Source organism: Actinomadura kijaniata (assembly GCF_014138665.1).
Lineage (GTDB): Bacteria > Actinomycetota > Actinomycetes > Streptosporangiales > Streptosporangiaceae > Spirillospora > Spirillospora kijaniata.
This window is the reverse complement of record NZ_JACJIA010000004.1, coordinates 274,963-292,791: the sequence shown is the minus strand read 5'-3', so window position 1 is coordinate 292,791 and position 17,829 is coordinate 274,963. Positions and strand designations below refer to the sequence as shown.

The following is a 17,829-nucleotide window of genomic DNA, read 5'->3' as shown; positions in this document are numbered from 1 at the left end:
ATCTTGGGTGGGGTCGCACTGCTGGTCAGCGGGGTGTGGGGCGGACGAGTCGGCCTGTAAGCCGGGTTCTGTGCCTGCGCTCGGCAGGTGACGGCCATCCATCTCGGACCGGCGTTGCCGTCGGTCTCCAGCGGTCTACCCGCAGGCTCGGGCGGGCCGCCCTCAGGCGCCTGCGCGGGAAGCGTCGCTTCCCTTCTTGACCTTGCTCCGGGTGGGGTTTACCGAGCCGCCCACGTCACCGTGGGCGCTGGTGAGCTCTTACCTCACCGTTTCACCCTTACCACCGGTGAAGGTGGCGGTCTGTTCTCTGTGGCACTGTCCCGCGGGTCGCCCCGGGTCGGTGTTGCCGACCACCCTGCCCTGTGGAGCCCGGACTTTCCTCGGCGGGGATCGCTCCCCGACGCGGCCGTCCGGCCGGCTCGTCCGCCGTGTCCCAAGCCTATCGGGTCACGGGAGGTGGGAGAGCGCCGCCGCCAGGCGGTCCTCGGGGAGGGCGTGGTCCGTCATCTCGCCCGACAGGTAACGGTCGTACGCCGCCATGTCCAGGTGGCCGTGGCCGCACAGGGCCGTGAGGATGACCTTGGGCTCGGTGGCGCGGCGGGCCTCCTCGATGGTGGCGGCCAGGGCGTGGGTCGGTTCGGGGGCCGGGACGATGCCCTCGGTGCGGGCGAACAGGACGCCCGCCTCGAAGCACTCGCGCTGGGGCTTGGCGATCGCCTGGAAGAGGCCCTGCTCGTACAGGTGCGAGAGCAGCGGGGCCATCCCGTGGTAGCGCAGGCCGCCCGCGTGGATCGGGTCCGGGACGAAGTCGTGGCCCAGCGTGTGCATCTTGAGGAGCGGGGTGAGGCCCGCCGTGTCGCCGAAGTCGTAGGCGTAGCGGCCCCGGGTGAAGGAGGGGCAGGCCGCGGGCTCGACGGCGAGGATGCGCGGGCGCATCCGGTCCTGGAGCCTCTCGCGGAGGAACGGGAACGTCAGCCCCGCGAAGTTCGAGCCGCCGCCCGTGCAGCCGACGACCAGGTCGGGGGTCTCGCCCAGCGCGGTCAGCTGTTCCAGGGCCTCCTCGCCGATGATCGTCTGGTGGAGGAGGACGTGGTTCAGGACGCTGCCGAGCGCGTAGTGCGTGTCCTCGGGGGCGGCCGCCTCCACGGCCTCGCTGATCGCCATCCCCAGGGAGCCCGGGGAGCCGGGGGTCTCGGCCAGGGCCTTCGCGCCGAACGTGGTGCGCGGGGACGGGCTCGCGTGGACCCGGGCACCGTACAGCTCCATCATCGAGCGGCGGTACGGCTTCTGGTCGTAGGACGCCCGGACCATCCAGATCTCGCAGTCCAGGCCGAACTGGGAGCAGGCGAAGGCCAGGGCGCTCCCCCACTGGCCCGCCCCGGTCTCGGTGGTGAGGCGGCGGATCCCCTGGCGGGCGTTGTAGAACGCCTGGGGGACGGCCGTGTTCGGCTTGTGCGAGCCGACCGGGGAGACGCCCTCGTACTTCACGTAGATCCGGGCCGGGGTGTCCAGCGCCCTCTCCAGGCGGCGGGCGCGGATCAGGGGCGTGGGCCGCCACAGGCGGTAGACCTCGCGGACCTCCTCGGGGATCGGGAGGAAGCTCTCGGCGCTGACCTCCTGGGCGATCAGCTCGGCGGGGAAGAGCGGGGCCAGGTCGTCGGGGCCCACGGGCTCGCGGGTGCCGGGACGCAGGGGCGGCGGGGGCGGGGCGGGGAGGTCGGGGACGATGTTGTACCAGTGCGTGGGCGTCGAGGTCGTGGTCTCCACGGGCCCTCCTCCTCGGTGTCGGATTCTTCACGCACCGTAATCCGAGGAGGAGGGGCCGGGGGCGGCCGGTACCGGTCAGCCCAGGTGGTGGGTGTCGTTGAACGAGCGCAGCGACGCCGGCCCGTCGGCGTACCAGGCGATCGACGACAGCGCCGCGGTGTCCAGGTGCATGCGGTACAGCGACGCCAGCGGCGCGCCGAGGGCCTCCCGGACCAGCAGCTTGATCGGGGTCACGTGGGAGACCACCAGGACGGTGCGGCCGCCGTGGCGCTCGCGGAGGCGGTCCAGGGACGAACGCACCCGGCGCGCCACCGTCGTGAAGCTCTCCCCGCCGGGCGGCGCGACCTTCGGGTCCGCCAGCCACCGCTTCAGCTCGTCCGGCCAGCGCTCGCCGACCTCGGCGAACGTCAGCCCCTCCCACGCCCCGAAGTCCGTCTCGCGGAGGCCCTCGTCGGTCTCCACGCCCAGGCCCGTCACCGCGGCGACCTCGGCGGCCGTGGCCCGGCAGCGGGTCAGCGGGGACGAGACGATCACCTCGACGCCGGCGTCCTTCAGCGCCAGCGCGGCGGCCCTGGCCTGCGCCACGCCGTTGTCGGTCAGCGGATGGTCGCCCACGCCCGCGAAGCGTTTCTCGACCGACAGCGGCGTCTCGCCGTGCCGGAGCAGGACCGTCGTCAGCGGCGCCGTCGTGGCCGTCGACCACGCCGCGGTGTCGCCCGCCGGGACCTCCCGCGTCGGGACCCCGGTGTCCGAACGGCTCCACTCCTCGCCCCGCGCCGCCGCGTCCATCGCCTCGTTGGCCAGGCGGTCGGCGTCGGCGTTGCGGGCGCGCGGGATCCACTCGTAGGTCACCGCCGGGAAGTCGGCGGCCGCCTCGCGGGCCGCCGCCGCCAGCGGCACCATGTCCGGGTGCTTGATCTTCCAGCGGCCCGACATCTGCTCGACCACGAGCTTGGAGTCCATCCGCACCGTGAGCCGCGCGCCCGGGGCGAGCGCCGCCGCGGCGCGCAGCCCCGCGATCAGGCCCCGGTACTCGGCGACGTTGTTGGTGGCGTGGCCGATCGCCTCGGCGACCTCGGCCAGCGCCTCGCCGGTCTCCGGGTCGCGCACCAGCGCGCCGTACCCGGCGGGCCCGGGGTTGCCCCGCGACCCGCCGTCGGCCTCGACGACCAGGTGCGGGGTCACAGGCCCGATTCCGCCGTGCGGACCAGGATGCGGCGGCACTCCTCGCAGCGCACGACCTCGTCGTCGGCCGCGGCGCGGATGCGGTTCAGGTCGGCGGTGTTGAGCGTCAGGCGGCAGCCCTGGCAGGAGCCCCGGTGCAGTACGGCCGCGCCGACGCCGCCGTGCTGGCCGCGCAGCTTCTCGTACAGCGCCAGCAGGTCCGCGGGGACGTCCTTGGCGACGGCGGTGCGGGCGGCCGAGGTGGTGCCGGCCTCCTCGTCGATCTTCTGGAACCCGGTGTCGCGCCGGGCGGCCAGCGCCTCCAGCTCCTGCTGGGCGGTGGCCTGCTCGGAACGCAGCCGGGCGACCTGCGCGTCGGCCTCCTCGCGGCGTTCCATGATCTCCAGCACGACCTCCTCCAGGTCGGACTGGCGGCGCTGCAACGAGGCGATCTCGCTCTGCAGGTTGGTCAGGTCCCGGGCGGCGGTGACCATGCCCGAGTCCAGGCGCCGCTGGTCGCGTTCGGCGCGGGTGCGGACCTGGTCGACGTCCTGCTCGGCCTTCTTCTGCTCGCGCTCCAGGTCGCCCACGGCGGTCTCGGCCGCCACGATCGCGTCGCGCAGTTCGGTGAGCCGCTCCTCCAGGCGGGCGACCTCCGCCAGTTCGGGCAGGGTGCGGCGGCGGTGCGCCAGCCGGTCCAGCGAGCTGTCGAGCTCCTGCAGGTCGATCAGGCGCTGCTGGGCTTGGGGTGCGGCTTTCACTTCACTCCTTCGTGGTGCAGGCGCCACGCGTCGGTGACGAGCGTGGACACCCGGGTCTGCAACGTGTCGGCCGGGACGGCGGCGCGCAGCGCGCGCTCGGCGTCGGCCAGCCAGGGCCACTCGGTGGCCCAGTGGGCGGCGTCCAGCAGCGCCGGTCCGTCCTGTTCCAGGAACTCGGAGGCCGGGTGGTGCCGCAGGTCGGCGGTGAGGTAGACGTCGGCTCCCGACGCGCGGGCGGCCGCCAGCAGCGAGTCGCCCGACCCGCCGCACACCGCGACGGCGCGCACGGTCCGGTCGGGGTCCCCGGCGGACCGCACGCCCCAGGCGGTCGCGGGCAGCCCGGCGGCGGCCCTGGCGGTGAACTCCCGCAGCGTGAGCGGCGCGGGCAGCGTCCCGACCCGGCCCAGGCCCCGTCCGGGGTCGTCGGGCGAGGGCGACAGCGGGCGCAGCGCGCCGGTCAGCCCGACGGCGCGGGCCAGCGCGTCGGAGACGCCGGGGCTGGCGACGTCGGCGTTGGTGTGCGCGGTGTAGAGCGCGGTCCCGCCCCGGATCAGCCGGTGGACCGTGCGGCCCTTCGGGGTGGTGGCGGGCACGCCGTTGACCGGGCGCAGCAGCAGCGGGTGGTGGGTGACCAGCAGGTCGGCCCCCCACTCCAGGGCCTCGTCGATCACGGCGGCGACCGGGTCCACGGAGAACAGCACGCGCTGGACCTCTTGGTCGGGATCGCCGCAGACCAGGCCGACGGCGTCCCAGGACTCGGCCCACGAGGACGGGTAGAGCTCTTCGAGGGCCGCGATGACTTGGGAGAGACGCACGCCCCGCAGGCTACCGCCCCGGAGCGTTCCCGCCGAGTTGCCGGACGGGCGGGCCCCCGCCGAGGGGCCCGAACGCGGGGTGGGGCGCGGCCCGGACGCGGGTATGACCCCGGCGGAGGGATCCTGACCTGGTCTTTCCTCGGGCCGGGAGCAACGGGGGTACCCTCCGCGTTGAATGAGCGTGTAAGAAGTGCCTAAGCCCGCCGTGGGACGGGCAAGGGAACCGTCATCCTCCGGGGCCGCCGTCCCGGGCTCCCTGGAAAGAGATCACGTGAAGTCACCGTTTCGCCGCAGCAAGCGCCTGAAGACCAAGAGCGCGGTCCGCCCCAAGGAGGAGCGGGCCGAGAAGGACGCCGTCGTGGAGTGGCCCCAGGAGGGGACCGGCCGGTCGTCCCTGATGGGGGCGATCCGCGGCGACGGCGAGACCGGCGCCGGGTTCGGCGGCGGGATGTTCGAGGATCTGGCGTCGGCGTTCGAGGGGTCCAAGAAGGTCAAGGTGGAGGAGCAGGAGCGGCAGCGGCTCATGCGCCACGACGACCACGAGGTGGCCGGGGACCGGGGCGCGGTCCGCGACGACCTGGCCTCCGGCAAGATCCGCATTCGCCGCGACCCGGGCGCCGCCGAGTCCTCCTGACGGCCCGATCCGGTCGAACACGTGTTCGATTTTCGAGTTATCGTGGAGGCGTGAGCACGCTCGAACGGCGCGGCGCCCCGGGGCGCCGCGAAGGTGCGCGGGAGGTCCGGTGAGCAGCTACGTCCCGCCCGGCTGGCCCGCGCAGGTGCATCCGCCGGGCAGCGCGCGCTTCGAGGAGACGGCGCTGGCCTGGCTGCTGGAGCTGGTCCCGCCCGAGTACCGCCGGTACGGCGTGCTGCGCCGCTACCCGGTCGCGCTCGCGCGGATGGCCGGGCACCACGTGGACGCCGCCGTGGACGCCGCCCGCGAGGGCTTCCGGTCGGCCCGCGTCGAGCTGGGCGGGCTCGTGCCGCCGCACGGGATCGACGCGGTGCTGGAGACCTACCGGACGGAGGGCGCGCGGCTGGTCGCCCTCCGGCAGGCCATCGAGCTGGTCGAGACCGCGCTGCGCGGCCAGGACCAGCCCGGCGGCACGCGACCGGACCGGCCGGTCACCCCACGGCGCTGACCGCCCGCTCCACCTCCTCCTCCAGCAGGTCGTGGTTGAGGGCGATGGCGGCGGCCGAGCCCTGGCCCGCCGCCGTGATCACCTGGGCGCGGGGGTCGGCGGCGTTGCCCACCGCCCACAGGCCCGGAACGCTGGTGCGCCCGGTCGCGTCGGTGACCGGCCAGCCGTCCTCGTTGCGGGCGCAGCCGAGACCCTCCAGCATCCCGTCGCGCGGCACCATCCGGGGGAACGCGAACACCGCCTCGCGTTCCACCACCCGCCCGTCGGCCAGCTCCACGCCGCGCAGCCGGTCGTCCTCCACCACCAGCCGCTTGACCGGGCCGTCCACGATCCGCACGCCGCGCGCGAGGATGCGCGCGCGATCGGACTCCGACACCTCCAGCGTGTGCGGGAAGAACACCACGTCGTCGCTCCACTGCCGCAGCAGCAGCGCGTGGTGCACCGACCCCGGCCCGGTGCCCAGCACGCCCAGCGGCCGGTCGGCGACCTCGTGCCCGTGGCAGTACGGGCAGTGCAGCAGGTCCTTGCCCCAGCGTTCCCGCAGGCCGGGAAGGTCGGGCAGCTCGTCGCGCAGGCCGGTGGCGACCAGCACGCGCCGGGCCTCCAGCGCCGGGCCGCCGACCAGCCGGACGGCGAACCCGCTCCCGTCCCGCTCCACCTGCTCCACCCGTCCCTCGACCAGGTGGACGCCGTACCCGGCGACCTCGGCCCGGCCCACCTCCAGCAGCGCCGCCGGGGACATCCCGTCCCGCGACAGGAACCCCTGCATGTGCGCGGCGGGGGCGTTGCGCGGCTCCCCGGAGTCCACCACCGCCACCCGGCGGCGGGCCCGGCCCAGCACCAGCGCCGCGCTCAGCCCGGCCGCCCCGCCCCCAACGATCACCACGTCGTACGCCGCCTGCTCCATCAGCGATCACCTCCGCCGGCCACGATGCCGCCGCCGTCCCGGAACCGACAACGTTTGTTGCCGTTTCCGGGACGACCCGGTGAAATAACGATCATGGAAAGCGACGACACCGCGATCGACGAGGTCCTGACCGAGGTCGGCCCCCGCCTGAAGCGGATCCGCACCCGGCGCGGCATGACGCTCACCGCGCTCGCCGAGGCCACCGGCATCTCCAAGAGCACGCTGTCGCGGCTGGAGAGCGGCCAGCGCCGCCCCAGCCTGGAACTGCTGCTCCCGATCGCCCGGGCCCACCGGGTCCCACTGGACGAGCTGGTCGGCGCGCCCGAGACCGGCGACCCCCGCGTCCGGCTGCGGCCCCGCCGCCGCGGGGACGGCTCCACCGTCATCCCGCTCACCCAGCAGCCCGGCTCCATCCAGGCGTGGAAGACGCTCTTCCCGGCGGCGCTCCACGAGCCCCGGGTGGTCACCCACGAGGGCTACGAGTGGCTGTACGTGCTGGCGGGGCGGCTCCGGCTGATCGTGGGCGACCACGACCTGGTGCTGGAGCCGGGCGAGACGGCGGAGTTCGACACCCGGCTGCCGCACTGGTTCGGGTCGACGGGCGACGGCCCGGTGGAGATCCTGAGCCTGTTCGGCCGCCAGGGCGAACGGATGCACGTCCGCGCCGCCCCGCACTCCCGCCGCAAGCTCGGCTAGACGGCGCCCCGAAAACCCCGGCCCACGACGCCCACCCGACCAGCCCCCGGCCACCCGCCCCGCAAGCTCGCGCGCGGCCGGGGTCGCGGCGGGACCGGGCCCAGGGCGTTTCTGATGGATCTTGAGAAGTCCCGGCGGACGGCACTGCCGTGACCGGCGTGACAGCGGATCCGCTGGAGGCGATCCGCGACACTGCTGCGGGACCTGCGGGATGATCCATCAGAAGCGCCCTAGACGCCCGCCGGGGTCGCGGTCAGGAAGCGGGGTGGGCGCCGTGCCCGACCCGCCAGGGCCGCCGTCACGCGTGTGCGGACGTGCGGCACCGCCTCCAGCGGCACCAGCGCCACCACGCACCGCCCCACCGCCCGGCCGCCGAGCGCGCCCGCCGCGCGGGCCGCGTCCAGGGCCGCGTCCAGCGGCGCCGTGCCCGGCGTGTGGGCCTCGGTCAGCAGCGGCCCGAGCCCGGCCGGGCCGCCGGTGCGCAGCGCCGCCTCGGCGCGTCCCACCAGGGCGGCGTCCGCGTCCGGCCCGGCGGTGGACGCCGCCGCCCCGGCCCCCACGACCGCCACCAGCAGGCGGAGCCCGGCCGCGCGCAGGTCGCACGGCAGGTGCCGCACGGCCGCGCCGCCGGTCACCAGCATCGCGTGGCCCTCGCGGGCGTGCAGCGACGCCGCGTACGCCGGGTCCGGGGCCGGGTCACGGGCGGGCGGCCCGTACAGGTCGCCCAGCGCGAGCGTCACCGCGCACGCCGTCTCCGCGCCCGTCATCAGCCCCGTCTCGGCGGGCAGCTGCCGGTTCACCACCAGGCGCGCGCCCGGCGCGGGGTCGGCGTGGGCGAGCAGCGCGGTCACGGCGGGCGCGGTCCACGGCGGGACGGCCCCGGCCGCCAGCGCGGCCCGCAGCCCTCCCCGCCCGGCGGTGAACGCGTCGGTGTACCGGTTCATCGAGTACAGCGACACCGCGCCGTCCGGGTCGGGCCCGGCCGTGACGACCGTCCCCCACGGCAGGGCGACGGTCAGCGCGGACCCGGCCCCGCCGAGCAGCACCAGCCCGCCGCGGACCCGGCGGAGCGCGGCCGGGGGCGACCCGTGGGCGCGTTCGTGGACGTGGGCGGTGATCCGCAGCTCCGGGTCGGCGGCGAGCGCGAGCGCCGGGCCCGGCCCGGCGTCCACCGCGGCGCGGCTCACCCCTCGGCCTTCCGCGCCAGCACCCGGTAGGCGTTGGAGGCGCCCGGGACCAGCGGCACCAGCACGCGGTCGGCCAGCCGGGCCGCCGCCAGCAGCGGCCCGGCCGCGGCGAGCGCGACCGCCCGGCGCAGCCGGTCGCGGGCCGTGGGCGGGCCCGGCGCCCAGGGCCGGTCCGGCGGCGGCGCGAACGCGGTGAGCGCGACCACCGCCGCGAGCGTCAGGTCGTACCGCTGGTGCGCCGCGCGCCGCTGCCGCGCCACGATCCGGAAGCCGCGCAGTTCCAGCGCCTGCACCAGGTTCCCGATCGGGACCAGGTGCAGGTGCTGGGGCTGCATCCACGGCAGCCAGAACCGGCCCAGCCGGCGGCCCAGGCGGCTGTCGGGGTCGGGCATCTCGACCAGCAGGTGGCCGCCCGGCCGCAGCGTCTTGGCCGCCACGTCCAGCTCGGCGAGCGGGTCGGGGGTGTGCTCCAGGTAGTGGTGCATGCTGATCACGTCGTACCGTCCGGCCAGGTCCTCGGCCAGGTCGGCGAACCGCCCCCGGTACCCGTGCCGCAGCCAGCCGCGCCGCGCGCCCTTGCGCACGCCCGAGCCCACGTCCAGGCCGTCGAACGCGGTGTCGGGCAGCACGGTGCGGGCGACGCGGCCGAAGTGGCCGAGCCCGGTGCCGACGTCCAGCCAGGTGCGGGGCGTGGCGTGGGCGGCGACCAGCGCGGCGCGGGCCGCGTGGAAGGGGCGCTGCGCCGCCAGGGCGCGTTCGGCGGTCTCCGCGCCGAGCCCGTCGTAGACGTCGCGGTAGTAGAACTCCATCCCCTCGGGGGTCAGCCGGGGGTTCTGGAAGACGTGCCGGCAGTCGCCGCACCGCTCCAGCGTGAACCGGCCCGGCTTGGCCTGGAGGACGTCGCCGCTGGTCACCTGGACGGTCAGGGACCGCGACCCGCACCACGGGCAGTCGGGGCGGCGCGGTTCGAGGAACCGTTCGACGCCCCGGCGGTACTCCTCGCGGTACCGGTCGCGGGCGGCCTGCTCGCGGCGGGCCCGCCGCCGTTCCCAGGGGGTCGGCTCGTCGGTGAGGGTCTGCCACCAGTTCCACGGCGCCAGCAGCGGCCGCAGCAGCGCCGCCCGGTGCAGGTCGCGCGGCTTCAGCGGCGTCCCGGCGAACACCAGGTACGGGGCCGCGCAGTACGCGGCCAGCGCCGCCCATCCCCACGGCGACCCGCCCCACGCCCCGGCCCACACCGCGGCCAGCACGGCCAGCCAGCCCGCCGCCGACCGGGCCACCGTCCTCGGGACCGGCACGCCGAGACCGCGCAGCCACGCCCGCCGTCCCCGGCACGCGGGGCGGCGGGGCGTGGCGGGGCACGGCACGACGGCCAGCCCGGCGCGCTCGGCGTACTGCCGCAGCCGGACGGTGACCGCGCCGAGCGCGCCGGGGTCCAGCGTGCCGGGCCGGACGTTGGCGCGGGTCAGCAGCTCCCGCGTCGCCAGCACCGCGAAGCCCGCGCCGCGTCCCGCCACCAGCGGGTCGGTCCGGTGGCGCCGCAGGTCGGTGTGGCGGGCCAGGTCCAGGGCGCGTTCCACCGGCAGGTTCGCCGGGACCAGGTCCAGCACCTGCAGACCGCTGCCCCGGGCGTGGCCGCGGGCGGCGCGCCGCACGTGGCCCGACACGACCGCGCCGTCCACGGCGACCAGCGCGAACTCCTCGCCGGACGTGATGTCGAGCTCGGCGACGGGGCGCGGCAGCTCCGGCGACCAGCCCGACGACACCCGCCGCAGCGGGGCCAGCCGCACCCGCAGCCACGTGGCGCGCGCGACCACCCCGCCCGTGACCAGCAGGGGGAACGCCGTCGTCAGCGGCATCGACAGCAGCGCCGTCAGCGACGGTGACGGCCAGCTCACGTCAGCTTCTCCAGGCGGTCGGCGGCCTGCGCGGCGCCCCCGGCCTCGGCGAACGACCGCCGGACCCGGTCGGCGGCCGACCGGAACGCCTCCTCGGTCAGCACCCGGTGCAGGGCCTCGCGCAGCTCCTCGGCGCGGACCCGCGCGAACCGGACGGTCAGCCCGGCGCCGGACGCCACGACCTGCCGGGCGATCACCGGCTGGTCGTCGCGGATCGGGGCGACGACCAGCGGCAGGCCGTTGGCGAGGGCCTCCACGACGGTGTTGTGGCCCCCGTGGGTGATGACGGCCGACATCCGCTCCAGCAGCTCCAGCTGCGGGACGTGGCCGCGCACCAGCAGGTTCGGCGGCGGGTCGGGGAGGGTCCCGGGCGGGGTGACGAACACGGCCTGCACGTCCATGTCCTTGACGGCCTCGGCGGCGACCTGGAAGAACCGCTCTCCGGCGGGGCCGTTGAGGGTGCCCAGCGACACCAGCACCGAGGGCCGGTCCTCGTCCAGCCACTCCCAGGGGAAGTCGTTGCCGGGCGGGCGGCCCAGCACGGGGCCGACGAACGCGAAGTGGTCGGGGAAGATCGAGGTGTCGCCGATCAGCGCGGCGGTGGAGAACACCAGCACCAGGTGGTCGGAGAAGCGCAGGTCCAGCAGGTCCTCGATGCCGTGGTCGAGCTGGAACTCGCCGATCTGGTCACGCACCCACTCCTCGACCAGCGGCATGCCCGCCAGCGGCCGGGTGAACTCCGCCGAGGTCGTCGCCGACGTCGCCCACGGGAGGTCGTGCAGCCGGGCGGCGACGGGCCCGGCCAGGGTCTGCTGGTCGCACACCACCACGTCGGGCCGGAACCGCTCGATCGCGGTCTGGACGCCCGGCATCATCGCGTGCCCGAGCGGGATGATGAACCCGTCCCACAGGAACTTCAGCGCCGCCGGGCCGCGCAGCGTCGTCCAGTGCCGGCGGGCCTGCTCCACGTGCGCGGCGAACGCCTCGTCCTCCGCCGGGTAGATCTTCGAGCCGGGCTTCAGCAGCCCCTCCAGGGTCGGGGTGTGCCCGGCCCAGGCGACCCGGTGGCCGCGCCGGGTCAGCTCGGAGGCGACCGCCACCGTCGGGTTGACGTGCCCGGTCAGGGGCGGGACCACGAACAGGAACCGGCGGCGGCCGCTGTCGGCCTCGCGGCCCGCGACCCGGCCGTCGGGCGCCGGCAGGTCCCCCAGCAGCGACGGCACCCGCACCCGGCGGGCCTTCGACGAACGTCCGTTCACAGCGCACCTCCCGCCCCCGCCGTGACGGGGACCCTCGTGCCCGCGTGGTGGGAAAGCCACGGCAGCATGACCTCCAGCAGTTCCGCGGTGCCCTCGCGCAGCACGGTGTGCGCGAGACCCGGTATGACGTGCAGCGTGCAGTCGGGGACCGAGCGCAGCAGCAGCCGCCCGGCCCCGGCCACGTCGGAGCGCTCCCCGTAGACCGCCAGCACCGGGCAGGCGACGGCGGCCAGGTCGGCGGGCCGCACCGGCTCCACCGCCGCCACCTCGTCCAGCAGGCTGGTGCCGTTGACCAGCGCGTCGGCGACGGCGGCCTGCCTTCCGCGCTGCCGCCAGCCGATCGCCAGGAGCTGGTCGGCGAGCCGCTCGTACTCCAGCGCCAGAGCGGACTTGCCGAGCGTGTTGAGCATGTTCTCGTTCCACCCGCCGGGCCGTTCGGCCGGGCCGTGCGCCTCGACCAGGACCATCCCGGCGACGCGCTCGGGGCGGGCCAGCGCCGCGTTCAGCGCGACGACGCCGCCGAAGCTGTTGGCCACCAGGTACACCGGGCGGGTGTGGCCGAGGGCGTCCAGCACCGCGAACAGGTCGGCGACGGCCTCGGCGTCGGAGTACCCGCGCGGGGTGCGTTCGCTGCGGCCGTGGCCGCGCAGGTCGTACAGGACCGCGCGGGCCCCGGCGGCGGCCACCGGCCCGGCCAGGGTGTAGTAGAAGCTGGACAGGTTGTCCATGACCAGCCCGTGGACGAACACCACGGTGGGCGGATCGGGCGGATCGGGCGGACACGGTCCGCACGGTTCCATCGTCTGGACGTGGAACCGCACGCCGCGTGCGGTCACCTCGGGCATTCGGTGTCCTCCAGAAAGGTCGTCAGCAGGGGTGTCAGCCGCGCCCGCGCGGTGACGTGCAGGTCGTGGCCGCCGGTCAGCACGTGGCGGCGGGCGCCCGGCAGGGCCCGGCCGACCAGGTCCAGGGCCGGGCGGAACGGCGAGTCGGACCCGGCCACCGCCAGCGTCGGCAGGCCGTCCAGGGCGGCCAGGTCGGCGGCGGTGACGGCCGGCTCGGCGGCCAGGTCCGCCAGCAGGCTGGTCTCGCCGACCAGCGCCGCCGCGCGCTCGCCGAGCGGCGTCGCCGCCGTGAACACGCGGCCCAGGTCGGCCGCGCCGACCGGCTGGAACGGCGGGTCCACCAGCGCCAGCCGCGTCACCCGGCCCGGCCGGGTCAGCGCGAAGCGGACCGCGACGGCCGCCCCGTAGCTGTGCCCGACCAGCGCGAACGGCGGCAGGTCGGTGGTCAGGTCGGCCAGGTCGGCGGCGAGCGCGGCGGTGCCGTAACCGGTCGGGGTGCGCTCGCTGCGGCCGTGCCCGCGCCAGTCGGGCAGCCGGACGCGGCGGGTGCGCGCCAGCGCGGGCGCGACCGTGAAGAACCAGGACGCGGCGCTGCCGGTGAGCAGGCCGTGCAGCATCACCACGGGGTCGGCGGGGGCGCCGGGAAGCTCCCGGCCCAGGTCGACGACGTGGTGCCGCACGCCCCGGACGCACACGTAGGCCATGGTCGGGCCGGGTCACACGGCCGCGGGCGACAGCCGCGACTCGATGTGGGCGACCAGGTCCCCCACCGACATGGCGAGGATCTGGTCCAGGTCCATGTCGGCGATGAACGCCGCGAAGTCGATCGCCGGGCCGTAGCGCAGCTGGAGCTTCTCGGCCAGCGCGACGAACTCGATGCTCTCCAGCGCCAGGTCGTCGTTGAACGTCGTGTCCGGGCCGACCTCCACGTCCAGCAGGAAGTCCTCCCCGACCACCTCGACCAGCATCGCCACGACCTCGTCCAGCACCCGTGTCATGTCCTGTTCTCCCCCGTGTCCTGTGCTCCGGTCCCCGCCGCGGCGGTGTGCCCGGCGGTGTCGGTCCAGGTCACGACGTGCCCGTCGACCAGCGTCGAGCGCACGACCGTGACCGTCCCGCCGTTGCCGACCAGCAGCCGGTCGGGGTCGGCGGCGGTGACGACGAAGTCGCGGGGCCGCCCCCGCAGCCCGGTCCCGGCGGCCTTGGCGACGGCCTCCTTGGCGGTCCACAGCCGCGTCGCCGCGGTGGCGCGGTCGCCGGACATGGACGCCAGCAGGTCGCGTTCGCCCTCGGTGAGCGCGACCGTCTCGACGGCGGCGGCGCCCGCGCCGGCCCGTTCGACGTCGATCCCGGCGGGCTCGCCGCCGGCGCGGACCAGCGCGACCCCCAGGTCGGGGGTGTGCGCGATCGACACCGCCAGCGGCTCGTCGAACGGCCCGGTCACCTCGGGCCGTCCGGCGGCGTCGTTGCGGACGGTCAGCTCGGCGGGGAACAGCGGCCCGTGGCCCCGCTCCCACAGCCGGTGCCGCACCGCGTCCTTGGCCGCGATCCGGCCGAGCAGCCACGGTCCCCGCGCGCGCGGCGTGAGGGCCTGGTACTCGGCGCGTTCGGCGGCGTTGAGGTACTGCCGCATCAGCAGGTCGCGGGCGGCGCCGCCGTCCCAGCGGCGGCGCGCCAGCGTCCAGCCGCCCTCCCGCGGCTCGCCGACCGCCGACACCTCGGGGGTGAAGCGCAGCCGCCACACCGGCCCGTCGGTGTGGATGCGGCGCGTGCTCCACCCCTCGACGCGGCACCACACGCGGCCGTCGGCGCCGACCAGCTCGCAGTCGCTGCGGATGGCGGTGTCGGACACCGAGCGGTTCCGGACGGTCGCGGTCAGGCGCTCCCCGTCGGGCGGCGGCGGCCCGTACCAGGTGACGCGTTCGACGCCGACCGGGAAGACCGTCTGGTCCCGGTCGCCGTGGATCTGGATCCAGTGGCCGCACAGCTGCCCGGCGCTGTCCATCAGCGCGCCCGGCGTGGGCAGCGCGGTCAGGGTGCCGCGCAGGCCGTCGGCGGCGAGCGCGTCGATCCCGGTGACGCCCCGGTAGAGCGGGCCGTGGAACATGTAGCGCTCGGCGTAGAGCCGTTCGGCGGTGACCGGCGGGGGCGCCTCGCCGGTCAGCGGCGTGCGGTCGGGGGCGGGCGGAGCCGGGTGGCGTTCGGCCAGCAGCACGGTCCCGTCGGCGTGGCCCCGGACGACGACCTTGACGCGGCGCGGCGCGCCCGGCGCGGGCGGCGCGGGCTCGCGGCGGGCGTGGACGTCGGTGGTGGTGGCGGGGACGGCGACGAGCCAGCGCAGGGCCCGCACGTTCTCCACGCCGACCACGACCAGGCCGGGGAACAGCTCGCGCGCCGCGTCGGCCATGACCTCCAGCAGCGTCGTCAGCGGCACCACCGGGAACCGGTCGGAGAGGTCCGGCCAGTCCGCGCGCTGCGGGACCAGGCAGTGGTCGCGGACGTAGGGCATCGTCTCCAGCGAGAACGTGCGGCGCGTGGTGCGTTCGGCGGCCCGCGGGGGCGCGGTGGTGTGCAGCGCGTCGACGACCGACCGGGCGCTGGCGGCGGCGTCGCGCAGCAGGGCGTCCAGCTCGGCGACGACCGGACCGGTGGCGGGCGGCGCGACGGGCGGCCCGGCGGGCGCGGGCTCGGCGATGCGCAGCGGCGGGACCGCGCCGTCCAGGCGGACCAGGGGCGTGCCGAGGTCGAGCCGCACGGCGGACGGCCCGTCGTGCCCGGCGGCGCGGGCCCGCGAGCCGTGGCCCTCGACCCACAGCGCGGCCACGACGCGGCGCAGCTGGGCCATGCCGTCGCGCCGGGGCACGTTGGCGGCCATCGCCAGGTGGTCGCGGTCGCCGAGCCGGTCGCCCACGAACCCGGCGAGGCCGCCCGGACCGACCTGCACGAACGCCCGCACCCCGGCCGCGTGCAGCTCCTCGGTCAGCGCGCCGAACCGCACCGGCTCCAGCAGGTGCCGCACGATCAGCTCGCGGATCCGGGCGGGCTCGGCGGGGAACGGCGCGGCGGTCGTCGCCGACCACAGCGGCACCCGCGCCGGGCGGATCGGCAGCGCGTCGAACGAGCGGTGCGCCGACTCCAGGTACGCCTCCGCCATCGGGGTGTGGAACCCCGACCGGAACGGCAGCTCCTGTCCCATCACCCCGTCGGCCGCCAGCCGGGCCAGGACCTCGCGGACCTGGTCGGGCGGGCCGCAGACCACCGACTGGTGGGGGCAGTTGTCGTGGGACACGACGACGCCCTCGGCGCGCGCGGCGGCCTCGGCGGCCCGGTCGGCCCCGCAGCCGAGCGCGGCGTAGGCGACGTCGGGGACGTCCAGGCCGTCGTGGTCGACCGCGGCCAGGAACGCGTCGACCGCGTCCGGCTCGTACATCCCCGCCGCGATCATCGCGGTCCACTCGCCGAGGCTGTGCCCGGCGGCGACGTCGGGCTCGACGCCGAGCCCGGCCAGCGCGCGGGTGAGCAGCAGCCCCACGGCCATGACGTCGGAGGCGTGGCCGACCAGGTCGTCGCGTCCGGTCAGCCGGGGGCGCGGAAGCCCGAGACGGTCGGCGACGTCGTCGACGCGCGGCTGGAAGGCGGGCTCGAAGCCGGGGTAGAGGAACGCGACCCGGCCGCCGTCCGCCAGCAGCGGCCGGGGCGTGAACCAGATGTCGCTGCGGCCCCGCCACGGCGTTCCCCGGCGCGCGACGGCGCGGGCCAGGTCGAGCCCGCGCGCGGTGGGGCCGACGATCGCCAGGCGGCAGGGCAGGTCGGCGGGCTCCTCCCCCGCGCGGGCCAGCAGCGCGTCGTCGTCGCCGTCGAGCAGGGCGGCCAGCTCGGCGGCGGAGGCGGCCGACAGCCGCAGCACCGCCTCGCCGCCGTCCCGGGGCGCGCTGAGGATCCGCGGCGCCGGGTGCCCGGCGCCCGGCGGTTCCTCCAGGATGACGTGGGCGTTCGCGCCGCCGAAGCCGAAGGCGTTCACCACGGCGCGGCGCGGGGCGGTGGGCGGGCGCTCCCAGTCGGCCGCCACGTGGACCGGGGTCAGGCGGGTGCCCGCCATCGCCGGGTGCGGCTCCTCGACGTGCAGGGTCGGCGGCAGCACGCCGTCACGCAGCGCGAACGCCGCCTTGATCAGCCCGGCGATGCCGCCGGCGGGCATCGCGTGCCCGATCATCGACTTGACGGTGCCGATCGGCAGCGGGGGCCCGGCGGTGCCGAACACCCGGCGCAGCGTCGCCAGCTCCGCCTCGTCGCCCGCCGGGGTGCCGGTGCCGTGCGCCTCGACCAGCCCGACCGCGTCGGCGGCGGCCGGGTCCAGCCCGGCGTCGGCCCAGGCGCGTTCCACCGCCAGGACCTGGCCCTCGACCAGCGGGCTCATCAGGGACGCGGCGCGGCCGTCGCTGGCGGAGCCGACGCCCCGGACCACCGCGTAGACGCGGTCCCCGGCGCGTTCGGCGTCGGCCAGGCGCTTGAGCAGCACCATGCCGGTGCCCTCCGACAGCAGCGTGCCGTCGGCGGACCGGTCGAACGGCCGGATGCGCCCGCTCGGGCTCAGCGCCCGGAGCTGGCTGAACACGCTCCACACCGTCGCGTGGTGCGCGTGGTGGACGGCCCCGGCCAGCATCGCGTCGCACTGCCCGCCGCGCAGCGCCCGCACGGCGTGCTCGACGGCCAGCAGCGACGACGCGCACGCGGCGTCCAGCGTGTAGGCGGGGCCGCGCAGGTCGAAGCGGTTGGCGATGCGGGAGGCCGCGAAGTTCGGGACGAGGCCGACCGAGGCGTCGGGGCCGTCGGGTCCGAGCCGGTCGCAGAACGCGCGCCGGATCTCCTCGATCCGGCCGGCGTCCACCTCCGGCAGCAGCTCGGCCAGCACGGACGCGAGCTGGTGCGAGGTCCGCACCCGCTGGTCGAACCGCGCGACGCCCGGCGTGATGTAGCCGCCCCGGCCGATCACCACGCCGACGCGGGCGCGGTCGGGCAGCCGTTCGGCGCCGCCCGCGTCGGCCAGCGCCTCGGCGGCGGTGCGCAGCGCCAGCAGCTGGTCGGGCTCCATGCCCGCGACGGCCGCGGGCATGATCCCGAACCGGGCCGGGTCGAACGTCGCCAGGTCGTCCACGAACCCGCCCCGGCGGCAGTAGAACCGGTCGCCGCGCGGCGCGGCCCGGTGGGCGTCGGGGTCGTAGTACAGGTCGGGGTCCCAGCGGTGCGCGGGCACCTCGGTGATCGCGTCGGTCCCGGCACGGACGTTGCGCCACAACGCCGCCGCCGACCCGGCCCCGGGGAACACCGCCCCGACCCCGACGATCGCGATGGGCTCGTGCGCACTCATACCCCCACCCCCACGCGGCC

The 17,829-nt window shown here is 76.4% G+C and carries 15 protein-coding genes and 1 other RNA gene; 3 read left to right on the top strand and 13 right to left on the bottom strand.

Features of this window, described 5'->3' with window-relative positions; translation table 11 throughout:
• Positions 1–41: 41 nt before the first annotated feature.
• From rnpB to HNR61_RS17355, 5 genes are all read right to left on the bottom strand, one after another.
• Positions 42–422, bottom strand: an RNA gene (rnpB, locus tag HNR61_RS17375) — RNase P RNA component class A.
• A gap of 25 nt (positions 423–447) precedes the next feature.
• Complete coding sequence (locus HNR61_RS17370; protein ID WP_182844194.1) at positions 448–1,767, bottom strand: TrpB-like pyridoxal phosphate-dependent enzyme; 1,320 nt, start codon at positions 1,765–1,767, stop codon at positions 448–450.
• 75 nt (positions 1,768–1,842) lie between these two features.
• Complete coding sequence (locus HNR61_RS17365; RefSeq protein WP_182844193.1) at positions 1,843–2,952, bottom strand: bifunctional RNase H/acid phosphatase; 1,110 nt, start codon at positions 2,950–2,952, stop codon at positions 1,843–1,845.
• On the bottom strand, positions 2,949–3,692 hold the full coding sequence (locus tag HNR61_RS17360) for a zinc ribbon domain-containing protein (protein WP_182844192.1): 744 nt from the start codon (positions 3,690–3,692) through the stop codon (positions 2,949–2,951). The genes HNR61_RS17365 and HNR61_RS17360 overlap by 4 nt, the downstream gene beginning before the upstream one ends.
• Positions 3,689–4,507, bottom strand: coding sequence for a Nif3-like dinuclear metal center hexameric protein (locus HNR61_RS17355; protein WP_182844191.1), 819 nt, complete (start codon positions 4,505–4,507; stop codon positions 3,689–3,691). The genes HNR61_RS17360 and HNR61_RS17355 overlap by 4 nt, the downstream gene beginning before the upstream one ends.
• Before the next feature lie 271 nt (positions 4,508–4,778).
• Between HNR61_RS17355 and HNR61_RS17350 the strand changes: the two genes are divergently transcribed.
• Complete coding sequence (locus HNR61_RS17350; protein WP_182844190.1) at positions 4,779–5,141, top strand: DUF6191 domain-containing protein; 363 nt, start codon at positions 4,779–4,781, stop codon at positions 5,139–5,141.
• Positions 5,142–5,250: 109 nt separating this feature from the next.
• Positions 5,251–5,649, top strand: a complete 399-nt coding sequence (locus tag HNR61_RS17345) for a hypothetical protein (RefSeq protein WP_182844189.1) — start codon at positions 5,251–5,253, stop codon at positions 5,647–5,649.
• Here the strand turns inward: HNR61_RS17345 and HNR61_RS17340 are convergent.
• Positions 5,633–6,556, bottom strand: coding sequence for an NAD(P)/FAD-dependent oxidoreductase (locus HNR61_RS17340; RefSeq protein ID WP_182844188.1), 924 nt, complete (start codon positions 6,554–6,556; stop codon positions 5,633–5,635). The two genes, HNR61_RS17345 and HNR61_RS17340, sit on opposite strands and share 17 nt — an antisense overlap.
• A 93-nt stretch (positions 6,557–6,649) precedes the next feature.
• Between HNR61_RS17340 and HNR61_RS17335 the strand changes: the two genes are divergently transcribed.
• The gene (locus HNR61_RS17335) at positions 6,650–7,252 is read left to right on the top strand and encodes a helix-turn-helix domain-containing protein (protein ID WP_067832200.1); all 603 of its coding nucleotides are present in this window, start codon (positions 6,650–6,652) and stop codon (positions 7,250–7,252) included.
• 230 nt (positions 7,253–7,482) lie between these two features.
• On the opposite strand, the gene HNR61_RS17330 is transcribed toward HNR61_RS17335, so the two are convergent.
• The 7 genes from HNR61_RS17330 to HNR61_RS17300 are packed head-to-tail and all read right to left on the bottom strand — an operon-like array spanning position 7,483 to position 17,809.
• The gene (locus tag HNR61_RS17330; RefSeq protein WP_182844187.1) at positions 7,483–8,439 is read right to left on the bottom strand and encodes a hypothetical protein; all 957 of its coding nucleotides are present in this window, start codon (positions 8,437–8,439) and stop codon (positions 7,483–7,485) included.
• Positions 8,436–10,337: a class I SAM-dependent methyltransferase gene (locus tag HNR61_RS49210; protein ID WP_312897941.1), complete on the bottom strand. Its 1,902-nt coding sequence runs from the start codon at positions 10,335–10,337 to the stop codon at positions 8,436–8,438. The genes HNR61_RS17330 and HNR61_RS49210 overlap by 4 nt, the downstream gene beginning before the upstream one ends.
• Complete coding sequence (locus tag HNR61_RS17320; protein WP_312897940.1) at positions 10,334–11,596, bottom strand: glycosyltransferase; 1,263 nt, start codon at positions 11,594–11,596, stop codon at positions 10,334–10,336. The genes HNR61_RS49210 and HNR61_RS17320 overlap by 4 nt, the downstream gene beginning before the upstream one ends.
• Positions 11,593–12,441, bottom strand: a complete 849-nt coding sequence (locus tag HNR61_RS17315) for an alpha/beta fold hydrolase (protein ID WP_182844186.1) — start codon at positions 12,439–12,441, stop codon at positions 11,593–11,595. The genes HNR61_RS17320 and HNR61_RS17315 overlap by 4 nt, the downstream gene beginning before the upstream one ends.
• Entirely contained in the window at positions 12,429–13,136 is a 708-nt protein-coding gene (locus HNR61_RS17310; RefSeq protein ID WP_182844185.1) for an alpha/beta fold hydrolase, read from the bottom strand. The genes HNR61_RS17315 and HNR61_RS17310 overlap by 13 nt, the downstream gene beginning before the upstream one ends.
• Positions 13,137–13,157: 21 nt before the next feature.
• The gene (locus HNR61_RS17305) at positions 13,158–13,439 is read right to left on the bottom strand and encodes a phosphopantetheine-binding protein (protein ID WP_182844184.1); all 282 of its coding nucleotides are present in this window, start codon (positions 13,437–13,439) and stop codon (positions 13,158–13,160) included.
• Entirely contained in the window at positions 13,436–17,809 is a 4,374-nt protein-coding gene (locus HNR61_RS17300; RefSeq protein WP_182844183.1) for a beta-ketoacyl synthase N-terminal-like domain-containing protein, read from the bottom strand. The genes HNR61_RS17305 and HNR61_RS17300 overlap by 4 nt, the downstream gene beginning before the upstream one ends.
• Positions 17,810–17,829: the final 20 nt, after the last annotated feature.

Bases quoted from the DNA above. Each gene is read 5' to 3' on its own strand.
- HNR61_RS17305 (WP_182844184.1), bottom strand. From the start codon at position 13,439: ATGACACGGGTGCTGGACGAGGTCGTGGCGATGCTGGTCGAGGTGGTC.
- HNR61_RS17340 (WP_182844188.1), bottom strand. From the start codon at position 6,556: ATGGAGCAGGCGGCGTACGACGTGGTGATCGTTGGGGGCGGGGCGGCC.
- HNR61_RS17300 (WP_182844183.1), bottom strand. From the start codon at position 17,809: ATGAGTGCGCACGAGCCCATCGCGATCGTCGGGGTCGGGGCGGTGTTC.
- HNR61_RS17315 (WP_182844186.1), bottom strand. From the start codon at position 12,441: ATGCCCGAGGTGACCGCACGCGGCGTGCGGTTCCACGTCCAGACGATG.
- HNR61_RS17335 (WP_067832200.1), top strand. From the start codon at position 6,650: ATGGAAAGCGACGACACCGCGATCGACGAGGTCCTGACCGAGGTCGGC.